At 58.4% G+C, this 15,213-nt stretch carries 14 protein-coding genes; 6 read left to right on the top strand and 8 right to left on the bottom strand.

Annotation, left to right across the window (positions count from 1 at the left end; translation table 11 throughout):
• Window positions 1-13 precede the first annotated feature (13 nt).
• The 3 genes from AB1A64_RS08480 to AB1A64_RS08470 are packed head-to-tail and all read left to right on the top strand — an operon-like array spanning window position 14 to window position 2,246.
• Window positions 14-1,075 (top strand): Mrp/NBP35 family ATP-binding protein, encoded by a 1,062-nt coding sequence (locus AB1A64_RS08480; RefSeq protein WP_366551008.1) that lies wholly within the window; start codon window positions 14-16, stop codon window positions 1,073-1,075.
• Entirely contained in the window at window positions 1,072-1,767 is a 696-nt protein-coding gene (locus tag AB1A64_RS08475; RefSeq protein ID WP_366551007.1) for a DUF4444 domain-containing protein, read from the top strand. The genes AB1A64_RS08480 and AB1A64_RS08475 overlap by 4 nt, the downstream gene beginning before the upstream one ends.
• Window positions 1,767-2,246 carry a DUF6505 family protein gene (locus AB1A64_RS08470; protein WP_366551259.1) on the top strand — a complete coding sequence of 160 codons (480 nt, stop codon included), beginning with the start codon at window positions 1,767-1,769 and terminating at the stop codon, window positions 2,244-2,246. Before AB1A64_RS08475 ends, AB1A64_RS08470 begins: the two co-directional genes overlap by 1 nt.
• A 3-nt stretch (window positions 2,247-2,249) precedes the next feature.
• Here AB1A64_RS08470 and AB1A64_RS08465 read toward each other — a convergent pair whose 3' ends face one another.
• The 8 genes from AB1A64_RS08465 to acs form a co-directional block, all read right to left on the bottom strand.
• The gene (locus tag AB1A64_RS08465) at window positions 2,250-2,750 is read right to left on the bottom strand and encodes a flavin reductase family protein (protein ID WP_366551006.1); all 501 of its coding nucleotides are present in this window, start codon (window positions 2,748-2,750) and stop codon (window positions 2,250-2,252) included.
• 89 nt (window positions 2,751-2,839) lie between these two features.
• Window positions 2,840-4,252: a 3'-5' exonuclease gene (locus tag AB1A64_RS08460; RefSeq protein WP_366551005.1), complete on the bottom strand. Its 1,413-nt coding sequence runs from the start codon at window positions 4,250-4,252 to the stop codon at window positions 2,840-2,842.
• A gap of 1 nt (window position 4,253) precedes the next feature.
• Window positions 4,254-4,772, bottom strand: coding sequence for a hypothetical protein (locus AB1A64_RS08455; protein ID WP_366551004.1), 519 nt, complete (start codon window positions 4,770-4,772; stop codon window positions 4,254-4,256).
• A 43-nt stretch (window positions 4,773-4,815) separates the two neighbouring features.
• A complete protein-coding gene (locus AB1A64_RS08450) occupies window positions 4,816-6,639 on the bottom strand; it encodes a DUF294 nucleotidyltransferase-like domain-containing protein (protein WP_366551003.1) in 1,824 nt (607 codons plus the stop codon).
• A 109-nt stretch (window positions 6,640-6,748) separates the two neighbouring features.
• Complete coding sequence (locus tag AB1A64_RS08445) at window positions 6,749-8,533, bottom strand: sodium:solute symporter family protein (RefSeq protein WP_366551002.1); 1,785 nt, start codon at window positions 8,531-8,533, stop codon at window positions 6,749-6,751.
• Between the two features lie 5 nt (window positions 8,534-8,538).
• On the bottom strand, window positions 8,539-8,823 hold the full coding sequence (locus AB1A64_RS08440; RefSeq protein ID WP_058274238.1) for a DUF4212 domain-containing protein: 285 nt from the start codon (window positions 8,821-8,823) through the stop codon (window positions 8,539-8,541).
• Between the two features lie 184 nt (window positions 8,824-9,007).
• Window positions 9,008-9,691, bottom strand: coding sequence for an adenylate kinase (locus AB1A64_RS08435; RefSeq protein WP_366551001.1), 684 nt, complete (start codon window positions 9,689-9,691; stop codon window positions 9,008-9,010).
• 7 nt (window positions 9,692-9,698) lie between these two features.
• Window positions 9,699-11,663 (bottom strand): acetate--CoA ligase, encoded by a 1,965-nt coding sequence (acs, locus tag AB1A64_RS08430; protein ID WP_366551000.1) that lies wholly within the window; start codon window positions 11,661-11,663, stop codon window positions 9,699-9,701.
• 418 nt (window positions 11,664-12,081) lie between these two features.
• Here acs and AB1A64_RS08425 point away from each other — a divergent pair, with 418 nt between their 5' ends.
• From AB1A64_RS08425 to AB1A64_RS08415, 3 genes are all read left to right on the top strand, one after another.
• Window positions 12,082-13,098, top strand: coding sequence for a C4-dicarboxylate TRAP transporter substrate-binding protein (locus tag AB1A64_RS08425; RefSeq protein ID WP_170349382.1), 1,017 nt, complete (start codon window positions 12,082-12,084; stop codon window positions 13,096-13,098).
• 63 nt (window positions 13,099-13,161) lie between these two features.
• Window positions 13,162-13,791, top strand: coding sequence for a TRAP transporter small permease (locus AB1A64_RS08420; protein ID WP_366550999.1), 630 nt, complete (start codon window positions 13,162-13,164; stop codon window positions 13,789-13,791).
• A 3-nt stretch (window positions 13,792-13,794) separates the two neighbouring features.
• Window positions 13,795-15,198, top strand: a complete 1,404-nt coding sequence (locus AB1A64_RS08415; RefSeq protein WP_366550998.1) for a TRAP transporter large permease — start codon at window positions 13,795-13,797, stop codon at window positions 15,196-15,198.
• Window positions 15,199-15,213 lie beyond the last annotated feature (15 nt).

The raw sequence follows: 15,213 nt of genomic DNA, 5'->3' as shown, positions 1-15,213 counted from the left end.
AAAGGGTAATGGCATGAGTGTTCGTGACGCGGTTCTGACAAACCTGAAAAAGATCACTGACCCTGTATCGGGGCAGGATATCGTCAGTGCCGGAGTGGTGCGCGCGCTGAATGTCGAAGGTGACACCGTTCGGTTCGTGCTTGAGATTGATCCGAAACAGGCCGAGCGGATGGAGCCCGTCCGCGCCGCTGCCGAGCAGGCCGCGAAGATGGCGGATGGCGTAGTCAATGTGTCAGCCCTGCTGACCGCACATTCGGAAAAGGCTCCGCCAGATCTGAAACCGAAACCCAAGCCGTCGCAAACCGGGCCGCAAGCAGTACCGGGTGTGGATCGGATCATCGCAATTGCTTCGGGTAAGGGTGGGGTAGGTAAGTCCACCGTTTCGGCCAACCTTGCCTGTGCGCTGGCGGCCGAAGGTCGCCGTGTCGGTCTGTTGGATGCAGATGTCTATGGCCCGTCCCAGCCCAGGATGCTGGGTGTCTCGGGCCGTCCGGCCAGCCCCGATGGCAAAACGATCCTGCCGCTGCGCAATCACGGCGTCACCATGATGTCGATGGGTCTGATGACCAACGAAGGCCAGGCGGTTGTCTGGCGCGGCCCAATGCTGATGGGCGCGCTGCAACAGATGATGAGCCAGGTTCAATGGGGCGCTTTGGACGTGCTGATCGTGGACCTGCCACCCGGCACCGGCGACGTGCAACTGACGCTGAGCCAGAAGTTCAAGGTGGACGGAGCCATTGTCGTATCAACCCCGCAGGATGTGGCCTTGATCGATGCCCGCAAAGGGATCGACATGTTCAACCAGCTTAAGACACCTATCGTTGGCATGATCGAAAACATGTCGACCCATATCTGCTCTAACTGCGGGCATGAGGAACACGTGTTCGGCCATGGCGGCGTGAAATCCGAGGCCGAAACGCTGGGCGTTCCACTGTTGGGGGAAATCCCGCTTCATCTGGACATCCGGGTCGCTGCAGACGGGGGCGCGCCCATCGTTGTAAGCAAGCCCGACAGCCCGCAAGCTGAGGCATTCCGCAAAATCGCCCGCGACATGATTGCCAAGGGCAACGCATGAACCAACCGGTCTTTCCGCCCTTGCTGACGGGCCATCCGGTGCAGGGTGGGGAAGACCCGTATGATCGCGCCCAGGCCATGGCTGCGCTGGGCTGCGACGCAGGGACAGTGGTTTACAACATTCAGGCCGACCGTCTTCGCGTTGCCATCGTCTTTGCGCCCGAGGTGCCTTTGCAGGACGCTATGGCGATGCTACCCCTGTGTGCTGTGGGGTTTCAGAACGCGCTGGGCGCGCTGGCTCCGCCCGAGGTTGCCGTGCATCTGGGCTGGGAGGGGCTGATTTGCGTTAACGGGGCGAAGTGTGGAATGTTCCGCACCGCCGCCTCAGGCTGCGATCCCGGGCAAGAACCCGATTGGCTGGTGGTCAGTTGGGAACTGGCGCTGTTGCAAACCGGAGATGATCCGGGAAAAACGCCGGATGTAACCGCGCTGTATGACGAAGGCTGCGCCGATGTCTCGGCGGTACAACTGGTTGAAAGCTGGTCGCGGCATATGCTGACTTGGCTCAATCGCTGGCAAGAGGACGGCAACGCCCCTTTGCATGGCGAATGGATGGGGCTGCTGCGCGGCGTCGGAGAGCCCCATGGAGAAACAGGCGTGTTTCTGGGCACGGATGAGCGGTTCGGCATGCTGATCCGTGACGGCGATGAAACACGTTTACGCCCGCTGACCGAACTGTTGGAGAACCGATGATGAAACTGGCCCGTGCGATCCATTTTGATGAGAGCGACATGAACGTGTTTCATTCACCGGCACGAACCGGCGAGTGGTGCATATCAGGCGGGTTTGAATTCTCTAACTGGGGGGAGGCCGATCTGGAAGGCAAGGCGCGGCAGGCGTTTTCAAACGGTTGGTTGGGTGTTGAAACCTTTGGACGCGTGACATTTGTCGCCGTGACCCAGATCGAACAGGCCGAGCTGGACCAGATCGTGCAAACTCTGGCCGAGCATTTTGTGCAATTCTACGGTGCGCCGTCGGTCGAAGCTGCCTTGGGCGTTGCGCAGGCCGAAATCGTCCACATGAGTGATCTTTGCGAAGAACACGCGCCGAACACACTGTTGACGGTCGCGCGCGAGTTGTCCGACACGGGCGTGCATGAAGCGTTCCGTATCATTACCCCACAGGAAACACAGCTTGAGGCGCTGGCCGTTCACGGCTCGCTTGATGAATGAAGGTTACAGCAGGTCCGCAAAGCCGCCGAACTGACCTCGTTTGAAGATCAGGCCTTTGCCCGTGCGATACATCACCTGTTCGACCTCACCAACCAGGATCAGGTGATCCCCAGCCTCGTGCTTGGCATGTAATTGGCAATCGAACCGGGCCAGACACTCGTTCAATTGCGGTCTGCCTTTGTGATCCGCGTCCCATTCCACGTGCGAGAAATCTAACCCATCACGGGCGAACTGCAGTGCCTGATCCTGCTGTTCCTGTGCCATCACGTGAATGGAATAGTGTTGGCAGGCATTAAAAGAATTGAACCGAAACGAGTCTTTTGCCAAGCACCACAGCACCAACGGCGGGTCCAGCGAGACCGATGAGAAAGAGTTGACGGTAATCGCACGCGGTCCGTTATCGGTGTTCGTCGTGATGACGGTGACACCTGTTCCGAAACACCCCAGCGCCTCGCGAAAAGCAGCATTTTGGTCAGGAGTTGGGGTGAAGGTCTTTTCAGTCATTGTCCGCTCGTGCAGTGGCCGCGCATCAGGTGCCATGGTCTGCCGGAATTGTCCATGAAAAGCTGAATCTTGAGCGAATATTTTGACGTTCAGTTCAAATCTTCCAGCAAGCGGCCATGTTGGCGGGTTGCCTCGATGACTGCGCCAAAGGTTGTCATGCCACGGGCTTGCAGCATCGGCAGCATTTTAACCAGTGCTTGCGCGGTGGCGACAGCGTCGCCAAGGGCGGTGTGGCGCAGGTCGTGCGGAATGGCGATCTCTAACCTGTCACATAACGCATCCAGGGTGTGCTTGTCGCTGGCGCCGAACAGAACGGCGGACAGCAAAACGGTGTCGAGAATTGGATGATCCCAATCGACATCCATGCGTTTGGCGTGGCGCCGCAGAAAGGCCATGTCAAATGGCGCGTTATGGGCCACGATCACCGCATCCCGCGCGAATTGGTGAAAGGTGCGCCCTGCCGCCGCAATATCCGGCGCGCCCTGAACCATGTGGTCGCTGATATGATGAACTTTGGTTGAGGCTGGCGGAATCGGCATACCCGGATCAACCAAAATATCCAGCCGCTCGCCCTGAACGATGCGTCCGTTCACGACCCTAACCGCGCCGATCTGGACGATTTCGTCCTTGTGCGGCAGCAGGCCTGTAGTTTCGGTGTCAAACACCACAAAACACAGATCGCGAAGGGCGAGAGATTCGAACTCGCCCGCGGCCGCGCTGTTCAGCAGGTCAAAGTCGTATACCAGCGGGCGCGCAGCCTCGGGTGCGATATTGGCGGCGCTTTCGTCGAATATCAGCAGATAGCCGGGCGCGTCGCCCAGCGGCTTCATACGGGCGGAATAGGTTTGTGCGCCGTCGATGCTGGTCAGGGTGCAATCGACCTCAAGCCCGGTTTTTGACAGTTTCTCATAGGCTTGTTGCAGTGGTACGGGTTGCAGGTATTCGTAAAGCGAAGCGTTCAAGCGGGGATGGGCGATTTGGGCCAGCACTCCGGCGGCCTGTCCATCATACAGCACGATCTTGTGTGTAGGGCTGGCCAGCACCATCGCCACCGGAATCTCGGTCAGGAGGGCCGTCAGTCTTTGTTTTTCAGCGGACAGATGCGCAGTCTCAGCAGCCACGGCCTGAGCGACATCCATAGTCTTGCCCGACAGCTGATCCGCCAGCCCGGCGGCCGCAGGGGCCAGGTCGCCCAGATAACGCGCGGCCTGCATATCCATGTCCGTGCTGACCCCAGCATGTGCGCGGGCGCGCAATTGCGCCGACAACCGTTCAATCGGCTTGGCGACATTGTCATCGAACAGCAGCCACACGGCGATGATCAGGGCAATGAAGCCAAAGCCCATAAGGATTTCCGCCAGGATAAAAGCACTTGCCAATGCAGGATCAGCGACACGCAGATAGCTTACCCAAAGTGCCACCGAACTAACGGCCAGCGCGCCCACTGCCATCAGGCAGAAGAACAGAAAGATACGTACGCGCAGGCTAAGCCGGGTCAGCATGTTACACTCCGCAGGTGGCCTCGACGATGGGGTCCTCGGCGTTGACAGTCAGCCAATCGGCATTTAGCAATTGGCCGTCGTCACCAAACTCGGCCCCGTCGGCCAGGCTGGCACGGCTGTTGGTGGCGCAGTTGACAGCCACCGGCAGTTTCGAGATCGGTGACCAGCGGCCGAAGAAATACATGTCCACAAGGCGTTGATCCGGTACTTGTTCGTTGGTGCGGACCGATGCGGTGTCGATTGCAGCAAACCGATTGACGAAAGGTACGGCGTAGGTCCACGGGCGATAGAAGGCCCGGCTTTCGACCTCTTGCACGATTTCCATTTCTTCCGGCAGCGTTTCAGTTGTTCTGTCGTACCAGGAATACTCGCTGGCGATGGTCATGCCGATCATACCCAACCCGGCCGCCACCGGAGCGGCCCAGCGGGGCAGGCGGCCACCTGTCAGTTTGTTCACTCCCATCACCACACCTGCAAAGGCGATCCCTGCAAAGATGGTGCCGATCAGTTCCAGAAACATGTTTTTCTCCTGGTTTAACGCTTTTGCGCCCGTTTGGGTTTGCCTAGTTCAGCATACCTTTGCCATGACCTACTGCCGACTGCATTGTTTTTACGACAACAAAGGCGTCTCGTAGATGACTCCGCTCAAAGTCCGACAAAGTCGATGGTGGAAGATAGTTGTCGGGTTTTTTGCCGGATTTGACCAGCCTCACCTGATGTTCCAGCCGCGTTTCAGCGATCAGGTCATAGGCGTCCAGAATATCCCGAGCGCCGGAAGGGCTGAGTACCTCGGCCGCTTCGGCGGCTTTTAGGCGGGCGCGGGTGTTGGCCTCGGGTAGCTGACCTTGAAGGCTGTAGATACGGGCCAGATCAACCACGGGCACCACACCGTTATGTTTCAGGTCGAGCGTGTTGCGATGTTCGCCCGAACGGATGGTGGCAAAACCTCGCAGCAGTCCCAGTGGGGGCGTGTGTTTCAATGAATTGGAAATCATATGCGCGACGAAGATCGAATTCGCGTTGGCTGCAGCCAATGTGTCGGCTTGCAGATCCTCGAACAGCTCAAACGCGCCGCCGATGGGGCGCAGGTCGAACATGACCGAGGCCAGCATCTGCGCCTCGGGGTTCGGTTTGGCGATCCAGCCGTTGAAATAATCCCGCCATACCCGCACCGGCTGACACCAGCGGGGATTGGTCGCCATCATGTCGCCCGGGCAATAGAAGTATCCGCAAGTATCCAGACCGTCCGAGACATATTTTGCTAGTTCAGCGAAATAAGCCATGTCGGCCTCAGACACGTTGTCGTCCAGCATCAGGCAATTGTCCTGATCCGATACGCCGGTCTGCTCTTGCCGCCCTTGCGAACCACAGGCCAGCCACAGATAGGGCACGGGCGCCGCTCCCAATTTTTTCTCGGCCAAAGACAGCAGACGGCGGGTCACAGTATCGGCGATGTCGGTGATCAGACGGGTAACGATCTCGTGCCGGTTGCCACCGGCTACCAGCTGCACCAGCAGTTGCGGGATTTCAGCCGTGACCAACGCCATTTCACCCGCAGAGTTGGCATGAGCGATACGCCGAACCAGTTCGGCCGAGTTCACGGCCTGATAGTGTGTCAGGTCGGTTTGTGTGACGATGCCGACCAGCTTACCGCCTTCACAGATCGGGATGTGGCCGATCCCGCGCTCCATCATCACATGCAACACGTCCGATCCGATATCGGAGGGTGAAAGAGTGATGGGATCATGTGTCATGATCGCCGAAACGGGCGTGGTCTCGGGCATGTTGTCCGCCACGTATTTTCCAGAAATATCGCGCAGCGTCGCGATGCCCAGCAGCCCGTCGCCTTTGGTCACACAAAGTGACGAGATATGACGGTCGCGCATTATTTGCGCCGCTTCGCGAACTTGCATTTCAGGGGGGCAGGTGGCCGGGTTATGGGCCATCAGAACGTCGATCGCACTGGTCGCTAGGCTTTGTGGACCGGCACGTTCCCCACGCGTGCGGTTGAAGAAATTGGCAACAACGTCATGACCGTCGATCAGCCCGCGCACCACATTCGGAGGTAGAACCATCAGAACGGACGGCGTATGCGTATGTGCATGGGTTGCAGCTTTGCCGTCCTTCAGAAGACCACGTTCCCCAAAGGAATTGCGCAGCCCCAGATGCGAAACAACAGCGCCGTTTTCATCCGTGATCTCAACCTGTCCTTCATAGATCACAAATATGCCGGGTAGGGTGTTGCCCAGCTCATACACAGGAAACCCTTCATCGACCTCCCACACCTCGATCTGGTTGGCCAGATCGTCCAGCGTGTCAGGCGGCAAGGCGTCATAGGGGTGTACGGATTTCAGAAACCGGGTGATCTGGTCATGGGACAGGGGCATCAGACAATCCTGGGCTTCCGTTTGAAAAATCCCGCCCGGTGGAATGCCGGGCGGGAACAGTTGGTCGAAAGACGCGGCACACGGGTGTTATCCATATGCCGCATCATGCTCATTTATTCTGAGCTGCGCCAGCGCCACGGGGAATGCGAACGCTTTCGACCAATTCCACGATCTCCTGCGGGGTCTCTTTGGTCATACCAGCGACCACGTAGGCGACACCGAAGTTGATCATCGCACCGATTGCACCGAACGAGGTCGACTTGATCGGCCCCAGCAGTGGGTCAGCATCGGTGAACGAGTTGGTGCCCGGAATGAACAGCCAGCCCTTGTGCAGGAAGATGTAGACAAGGGTTACGATCAGACCAGCCAGCATACCGCAGACTGCACCGGTGTTGTTGATGCGGGTCGAGAAGATCCCCATCATCAGCGCCGGGAAGATCGAGGCCGCTGCCAGACCGAACGCTAAGGCCACGGTTTGCGCCGCAAAGCCCGGTGGGTTCAGACCCAGATAGGTCGCAACAACGATGGCCACAGCCATTGCAATCCGCGCCGCCAGAAGCTCTCCTTTTTCAGAGATTTGCGGGTTGATCGCGCCTTTGACAAGGTCGTGGGACACAGCTGACGAGATCGCAAGCAACAGGCCCGCAGCGGTCGACAGAGCAGCCGCAAGACCACCCGCAGCAACCAGACCGATGACCCAACCCGGCAGGTTGGCGATCTCGGGGTTGGCCAGAACCAGGATGTCACGGTTGAACTTGGTCAACTCGTTGCCAACCCAGCCTTTTTCCTCGGCCAGTGCTTGCATATCGGCGTTCTGATCGTTGTAGTACTGGATCTTGCCGTCGCCATTCTTGTCTTCCCAATCCAGCAGACCGGTTTTCTGCCAAGTCTGCATCCAGTCGTACCGCGGATCGGTGTCGATCTCTTCGACCGAAACAGCACCGCCGTCGATGCCACCGTTGGGCCACATCATGTCGGTGATGTTCAGGCGAGCCATTGCGCCAACCGCAGGGGCGGTCAGGTACAGCAGCGCGATGAAGACCAGAGTCCAGCCAGCGGACCAGCGGGCGTCAGACACTTTCGGCACGGTAAAGAAGCGCATGATCACGTGCGGCAGACCGGCGGTACCGATCATCAGCGACAGTGTGAACAGCACCATGTTCAACGTGTTCGAATGGTGCGCAGTGTAATCGGCAAAACCCAGCTCGGTCACAATCGCGTCAAGCTTGGTCAGCAGGGGTTCACCGCTGGCAGTGTCGCCAAACAGACCCAATGCCGGGATCGGAGTGCCGGTCAGCTGCAGCGAGATAAAGATCGCCGGGATGGTATAGGCTGTGATCAGCACGCAGTACTGAGCGACCTGAGTATAGGTCACACCCTTCATCCCGCCGAACACCGCGTAAGCAAACACGACACAGGCACCGATCAGCAGACCGGATGTGTTGGACACCTCGAGGAAGCGGCCAAAGGCCACGCCAACGCCGGTCATCTGACCGATCACGTAAGTCACAGAGGCCACGATCAGACAGATCACCGCAACGATACGTGCGGTCTGGCTGTAGAAGCGGTCGCCGATGAATTCCGATACGGTGTATTTGCCGAACTTACGCAGGTAGGGCGCCAGCAACAGTGCCAGCAGCACGTAGCCACCGGTCCAACCCATCAGGAAGGTCGAGTTGTCATAGCCGGTGAAGGCAATCAGACCCGCCATCGAGATGAACGAAGCGGCTGACATCCAGTCTGCCGCTGTTGCCATACCGTTGGTGACCGGGTGAACACCGCGACCGGCGGCGTAGAATTCCGATGTGGAACCCGCACGGGCCCAGATCGCGATGCCGATGTACAGCGCAAAGGACGCGCCGACAAACAGCAGGTTGATGGTAAACTGATCCATGGGGTTTACTCCTCATCCACGCCGTATTCGGCGTCCAGCTTGTTCATGCGCCAGGCGTAGTTGAAGATCAGCACCAGAAAGACCAGGATCGATCCCTGCTGAGCGAACCAAAAGCCCAGGTCGGTGCCGCCAACGGCGATGCCCGAGAGCAACGGACGCAGCAGAATGCCGAATCCAAAAGACACCAGCGCCCAGATCACGAGGCTGATGTAGATGAGACGCAGGTTAGCCTGCCAATAGCCCTTGTCGGCCTCGGCAGTCTGCGCGGAGTTTGTTGATTGATCCGCCATCGCGGGTTCCTCCTTCGCTTCCTCGTTGGGCGACCCGTGCCCAATTCCTCCAGTGGCGCGGGCCGCTTCTCGATTGTGCCGGATACCGATGTGGTATCAGGCAAAACTCCTCTGGTCCGCCAAGGCGGTTCCATTGAAGTATTCTGTTGTTGGATCAAAGCCTTGGGGGGCTTTTCTCCTCCCCTTAACTCATCGCGCTACCCACGATATCCTTGAGGTCGCTCGCGATGTCTTCGATCTTGCCCATTGCGTTGGTGCGTTGCAGAACGCCGTGGGTTTCATAATAGGTGATCAGCGGCGCGGTTTGGGCGTGATAGGCAGCAAGGCGCGAGGCAACGGTTTCGGCGTTGTCGTCGGCGCGGCGTTTGAACTCGGTATGGCCGCATTTGTCGCATTTGCCCTCGACCGCAGGGACCTTGAACGTGTCATGGAACCCTTCACCGCAGCCCGCGCAGGTGTAGCGGCCCGAGATGCGGGTGACCATTTCGGCGTCCTCGACCTCGAGGCTGATTGCGGCGCTGATCTTCTGGCCGTTCTCCGACAGCAAACCGTCCAGCGCCTCGGCCTGTACGGTCGTGCGCGGGAAGCCGTCCAGAATGACACCTTTGGCGCAGTCCGGCTCATCCAGTCGATCGCGCAGGATCGCGATGACGATGTCGTCGCCGACCAGATCGCCGGCTTCCATCACGGCCTTGGCGGCAAGACCGGCCTCGGTCTCGGCAGCAACGGCGGCGCGCAACAGGTCGCCGGTGCTGAGTTGTACAAGCCCGAACGTGTCTTCGAGCATCCGCGCCTGCGTGCCCTTCCCGGCGCCCGGAGGGCCGAGAAGGATCAGAACGGCGGGGGTGGTGGTCGTGGCAGCGTCCATCACAACCTCACTTACTTGCGCGGTTTTCGATCAGGTCTTCGACCACCGACGGATCGGCCAGGGTCGAAGTATCACCCAACGAGCCAAAGTCGTTTTCGGCGATCTTGCGCAGGATGCGGCGCATGATCTTGCCGGAACGGGTCTTTGGCAGGCCGGGGGCCCATTGGATCACATCGGGGCTGGCAATCGGGCCAATCTCCGTGCGGACCCAGGTGCGCAGCTCTTTCAGCAGCTCATCCGAAGGCTCGCGATCATTCATCAGAGTGACATAGCAATAGATGCCTTGCCCTTTGATATCATGGGGATAGCCAACAACAGCAGCCTCGGCCACGGCAGCGTGCGCCACCAGCGCGCTTTCCACCTCGGCCGTACCCATACGGTGACCCGAGACATTTATCACGTCATCGACGCGGCCAGTGATCCAGTAGTCGCCATCCTCATCCCGGCGGCAACCGTCGCCCGTGAAGTAATAGCCTTTGTAGTCTGCAAAATAGGTTTTCTCGAACCGCTCGTGATCGCCCCAGACGGTGCGCATCTGACCGGGCCAGCTGTCTTTGATGCACAGCACGCCCTCGACCCCGTTTCCGGTGATCTCTACGCCTGATTGCGGGTCCAGAACAACGGGCTGAATGCCAAAGAACGGCTTCATCGCCGAGCCGGGCTTCATCGCATGTGCGCCGGGCAGGGGGGTCATCAGATGGCCGCCGGTTTCGGTCTGCCACCATGTGTCGACGATGGGGCAATTGCCCTTGCCAACAACCTCGTTGTACCAGTTCCACGCCTCGGGGTTGATCGGTTCACCTACGGTGCCCAGCACTTTCAGATCGCTCAGATTGTGCTTTTCGACCCATTCATTGCCCTGACCCATCAGGGCGCGGATCGCTGTGGGGGCGGTATAGAACTGGTTCACTTTATGCTTGGCGCAAACCTCCCAAAAACGGCCGGCGTCGGGGTAGGTCGGAACGCCTTCGAACATCAGGGTCGTCGCACCATTGGCCAGTGGGCCATAGACGATATAGCTGTGGCCGGTGACCCAGCCTACGTCTGCAGTACACCAATACACGTCGCCATCGTGGTAGTCGAAGGTGATCTGATGCGTCATAGCCGCATAGACCAGATAGCCGCCAGTGGTGTGCACCACACCTTTGGGCTGACCGGTTGAACCGGAAGTATACAGGATGAACAGAGGGTCTTCGGCGTTCATCTCGGCGGGTGCGCAATAATCATCCGCTTCTAGCGCCATTTCGTTGTAATCGAAATCGCGGCCGTCAACCCAAGTGGTCTGGCCGCCGGTGCGCTTGACCACAAGGCATTTCACAGTGTCCTTGCAGTGCAGCAGGGCCGCATCGGCGTTTGACTTCAGCGGCGTCTTGCGGCCTCCGCGCGGGGCCTCATCCGCAGTGATGACAACCTTGGCGTCGCACCCGTTGACGCGGGCTGCCAGGGCGTCAGGCGAAAAGCCTGCGAATACGATCGAATGGATTGCGCCAATACGTGCACAGGCCAGCATGGCATAGGCCGCCTCGGGTATCATCGGCAGATAGATCACCACCCGATCACCTTTGCGCACACCCAGAGATTCCAGAATATTTGCCATGCGGCAGGTGCGGCGGTGCAGCTCGGCATAGGTGATGTGTTGGGCGTCGTCGTTCGGATCATCCGGTTCCCAGATGATTGCGGTCTGGTCGCCGCGGGTCTTCAAATGGCGGTCCAGGCAGTTGGCTGCGACGTTCAGCGTGCCGTCCGCATACCAGTTGATCCCAACCGAGCCGAAATCATAGCTGACATCTTTGACCTGGGTATAAGGCTTGATCCAGTCGACTCGTTTGCCTTGCTCATCCCAGAACGCCACGGGATTTTCGATCGAGGCGTTGTACATCTGGGTGTATGCGTCGGCGTCGACATGGGCGTGGGCAACGGTTTCTGCGGACGGCGGATAGACGTTGGCACCTGCTTGAGCAGCGGTTGTCATTCTGAGGCTCCTCCCTCTGGACTTTATTTCACTGGGCCAAATCTTGCCCGCGGAACGGGCGATGTCGACCCGTTTCCTCCCCACGTCAAATAATAGGCGAATTTGAAAACAAATAAATAAATTACCGATTTCTTTAGACTTGTTTGTAAAGAAATTTTGCTCAAACGTAAAATACTGTAAAAAAACTTTTGTCATATGTTGATTGGATTATAAAAAACAACGCAGTAATTGTCACAGATTTTTAACTGGGTGCCGCAAATGTTCGGCTGCAATTTTCTGAATCTAGGATTCACCTTTTAGTTGTTAGCGCTGCCTGCTGTTGCTTGGTGAAACTGTCCGGGGTTGGCACATTCCAATGTTGGCGCTAGCTTTGAACACAAGCGCTTGCACAAGAAGCGCAACAAAGGGAGAAATCATGATGAAAAAGATGTTGAGCGGCGCGGCCGTCGCCGCCTTGGGTGTTGCATTCGTCTCAGAGGCTGCGGCAACCGAATGGAATGCCTCGGTTTGGGGTAAACGGCGCGCCTTTACTGAACATGTCGAAAAGCTGGCCGAACTGGTTGGCGAAAAGACAGGTGGCGAGTTCACCATCAACGTCAGCTATGGTGGCCTGTCAAAGCCCAAGGAAAATCTGGACGGGATTGAGATCGGCGCGTTTGAAATGGCCCAGTTTTGCGCAGGGTATCACCGCGACAAGAACCGTGCGATCACCGTGCTTGAGCTGCCGTTTTTGGGTGTGAACAATCTTGACGAAGAAGTGGCTGTCAGCCACGCGGTCTACGATCACCCGGCAGTCAAGGACGAGATGGCGCAGTGGAACGCGCGCATCATCATGACCTCACCAATGCCGCAATACAACCTGGTCGGCACCGGTGATCCGCGCGACGAATTGGCGGATTTCGACGGTATGCGTGTACGTGCCACCGGTGGCCTGGGGCAGGCGTTCGAAGCTGTCGGCGGTGTGCCAACCTCTGTCCCGGCAACTGAGGCGTTCAACGCGATGGAATCGGGTGTTGTCGACACCGTCGCCTTTGCCCAGCACGCTCACCTGTCATTTGGCACCATCAATGAGGCCGACTGGTGGACCGCGAACTTGAACCCCGGCACCGTCAACTGCCCGGTGGTGGTAAATATCGAAGCCTATGAAGCGCTGCCTGCCGAGCACAAGGAAGCGCTGAACAGTTCGATCGACGAGGCGATTGACCATTACCTTGCAAATTACGGCGGGTTGCTTGAGCAGTGGGATAGCGTTTTGTCTGAGAAGGGCGTTGAAAAAGTTGAAATCGATGATGCCGTTCTTGAAGAATTCCGTGCTAAGGCAGCCGATCCGATCCGTGAACAGTGGATTGCGGATATGTCCGCACAGGGTCTGCCAGCGCAGGACCTCTATGATCTGGTTCAAGCAACCCTAAAACAACAGCGTGGCGGCAACTGATCGTCCGATCCGGGTGCCTGACCGGGCACCCGGACACCAATCATAAAACAGGGGATCACCGGAATGGCAGGACAGGCCACGGTGCTTGAGGACGGCAGCCGGCTCAGTCGGCTGGACCGTCACCTTTTGAGATTAGAGCAGTTTCTGGCATTGATCAGCGGGTTGGCCGTCTTTGGCTTGATGGTGCTGGCGGTGGTTTCGGTCAGTGGCCGCAACGCGATTAACGCGCCTTTGCCCGGTTATGTGGACTGGATTGAACAGGCCATGCCGCTGATAGCGTTTCTTGGAATCTCATACGTGCAGCGCGACGGCGGTCATATTCGTATGGATATCGTGATCGCGCGTCTGCACGGGCGGGCGCTGTGGCTGTTCGAACTGATCTCGGTGGTTTTGATCCTTGTGCTTATGCTGGCACTGGTCTGGGGCAGCTGGTCCCATTTCGACCGCTCTTTCGATTTTGGCGCACCGCTGTGGAGCCGCGACAGTTCCATTGACATCGGCATTCCGCTTTGGCCTGCCAAGCTGCTGGCACCGGTGGCCTTTTCGGTTTTGTGCGCGCGGCTGGTGCTGCAGGTCTGGGGGTATGGGCGCGCTTTTGTGCTTGGGCTCGAACATCCGGTGGCCGTGCCTTTGATCCAGGATGCGGCGGCGCAGGCCGCTGCCGAGGCCGACCAATTCGAAGGGCAGGACTAGCGCATGGACACGATAGACATCGGCCTGTGGGTTACAGGTGGCCTGCTGGTTTTGGTCGTCACTGGTATGCGGGTCGCCTTTGCCGCGGCTCTTGCCGGGTTGGTCGGGCTGGTTTGGATCTTTTGGGCCAAATTCGGATACGACCCCGACCGGTTTGGCAAAGCCTTAACGGTGGCCGTGAAAACGGCCGGGCAGGTGCCGCATTCCAAGGTGGCCGCCCATACGCTCAGCCTGATCCCAACATTTATCCTGATCGGATACTTGGCCTATTACGCGGGCCTGACCAAGGCATTGTTCGAGGCGGCCAAACGCTGGGTGGCGTGGGTGCCTGGCGGGTTGGCAGTGTCGACTGTGTTCGCGACGGCGGGGTTTGCCGCCGTTTCGGGCGCGTCGGTCGCCACGTCCGCGGTATTCGCGCGCATCGCCATCCCCGAGATGTTGAAGGTCGGCTATAACAAGCAATTCGCTGCCGGGGTTGTAGCTGCCGGGGGCACGTTGGCCTCGCTGATCCCGCCGTCGGCCATTCTTGTAATCTATGCCATCATCGTTGAACAGGACGTGGGCAAGCTGCTGTTGGCCGGGTTCATCCCGGGGGCGTTTTCGGCGGTTATCTACGGCCTGCTGATCGTGGGTATCGCGGTGATTTTCAAAACCGTAGGGCCTCCGGTCACGGGCTTTACTTGGAAGCAGCGCTTTGCGTCCTTGCCCGGTGCTTTCCCGATTGTGGCTGTGATCCTGATCATCATCTGTTTTGTCTACAATCCATTCGGGGAAAAGGCCTGGGGCACCCCGACCGAGGGTGGTGCCATCGGCGCCTTCATCGTCTTTTGCTTTGCTCTGTTCCACGGCATGCGCTGGACCGAGTTGAAATCCGCGCTGCTTGAAACTGCCAAACTGACTGCGATGATCTTTTCGATCATCTGGGGCGTGCTGATCTACGTGCGGTTCCTCGGATTTGCCGATCTGCCGGGCGCGTTTTCCGATTGGATCACCTCGCTTGAGATGTCGCCGATGCTGATCCTGATTTGCATCCTTCTGGCCTATGCGGTCCTGGGCATGTTCATGGATGCCATCGGGATGTTGTTGCTGACGTTGCCAGTTGTGTACCCAGCGGTCATGGCGTTGAACGGTGGGGAAACCGTCAGCGCCGCAGAAAGTGCCTTTGGCATGTCGGGGCCGATGTGTGCGATCTGGTTTGGTATTCTGGTCGTGAAAATGGCCGAATTCTGCCTGATCACGCCGCCGATTGGCCTGAACTGCTTTGTCGTCGCTGGCGTGCGCCCGGACCTGAGCGTTCAGGACGTCTTCAAAGGCGTGACACCGTTCTTCATCGCCGACGCGATTACCATCGCGTTGCTTGTGGCGTTCCCGGCCATCGTCCTCTACCTGCCGTCACTGGCCGGATAGAAAAAAAACCCCCGG

It is taken from the genome of Ruegeria sp. ANG10 (assembly GCF_040705255.1).
Taxonomy (GTDB): Bacteria; Pseudomonadota; Alphaproteobacteria; order Rhodobacterales; family Rhodobacteraceae; genus Ruegeria.
The sequence above is the reverse complement of the archived record's forward strand: the minus strand, read 5'-3'. Positions and strand labels throughout refer to the sequence as shown.

Excerpts from the sequence above, each read along its gene's own strand:
- AB1A64_RS08480 (WP_366551008.1), top strand. The coding sequence starts at position 14 with ATGAGTGTTCGTGACGCGGTTCTGACAAACCTGAAAAAGATCACTGAC.
- AB1A64_RS08475 (WP_366551007.1), top strand. The coding sequence starts at position 1,072 with ATGAACCAACCGGTCTTTCCGCCCTTGCTGACGGGCCATCCGGTGCAG.
- AB1A64_RS08470 (WP_366551259.1), top strand. The coding sequence starts at position 1,767 with ATGAAACTGGCCCGTGCGATCCATTTTGATGAGAGCGACATGAACGTG.
- AB1A64_RS08465 (WP_366551006.1), bottom strand. The coding sequence starts at position 2,750 with ATGACTGAAAAGACCTTCACCCCAACTCCTGACCAAAATGCTGCTTTT.
- AB1A64_RS08460 (WP_366551005.1), bottom strand. The coding sequence starts at position 4,252 with ATGCTGACCCGGCTTAGCCTGCGCGTACGTATCTTTCTGTTCTTCTGC.
- AB1A64_RS08455 (WP_366551004.1), bottom strand. The coding sequence starts at position 4,772 with ATGTTTCTGGAACTGATCGGCACCATCTTTGCAGGGATCGCCTTTGCA.
- AB1A64_RS08450 (WP_366551003.1), bottom strand. The coding sequence starts at position 6,639 with ATGCCCCTGTCCCATGACCAGATCACCCGGTTTCTGAAATCCGTACAC.
- AB1A64_RS08445 (WP_366551002.1), bottom strand. The coding sequence starts at position 8,533 with ATGGATCAGTTTACCATCAACCTGCTGTTTGTCGGCGCGTCCTTTGCG.
- AB1A64_RS08440 (WP_058274238.1), bottom strand. The coding sequence starts at position 8,823 with ATGGCGGATCAATCAACAAACTCCGCGCAGACTGCCGAGGCCGACAAG.
- AB1A64_RS08435 (WP_366551001.1), bottom strand. The coding sequence starts at position 9,691 with ATGGACGCTGCCACGACCACCACCCCCGCCGTTCTGATCCTTCTCGGC.
- acs (WP_366551000.1), bottom strand. The coding sequence starts at position 11,663 with ATGACAACCGCTGCTCAAGCAGGTGCCAACGTCTATCCGCCGTCCGCA.
- AB1A64_RS08425 (WP_170349382.1), top strand. The coding sequence starts at position 12,082 with ATGAAAAAGATGTTGAGCGGCGCGGCCGTCGCCGCCTTGGGTGTTGCA.
- AB1A64_RS08420 (WP_366550999.1), top strand. The coding sequence starts at position 13,162 with ATGGCAGGACAGGCCACGGTGCTTGAGGACGGCAGCCGGCTCAGTCGG.
- AB1A64_RS08415 (WP_366550998.1), top strand. The coding sequence starts at position 13,795 with ATGGACACGATAGACATCGGCCTGTGGGTTACAGGTGGCCTGCTGGTT.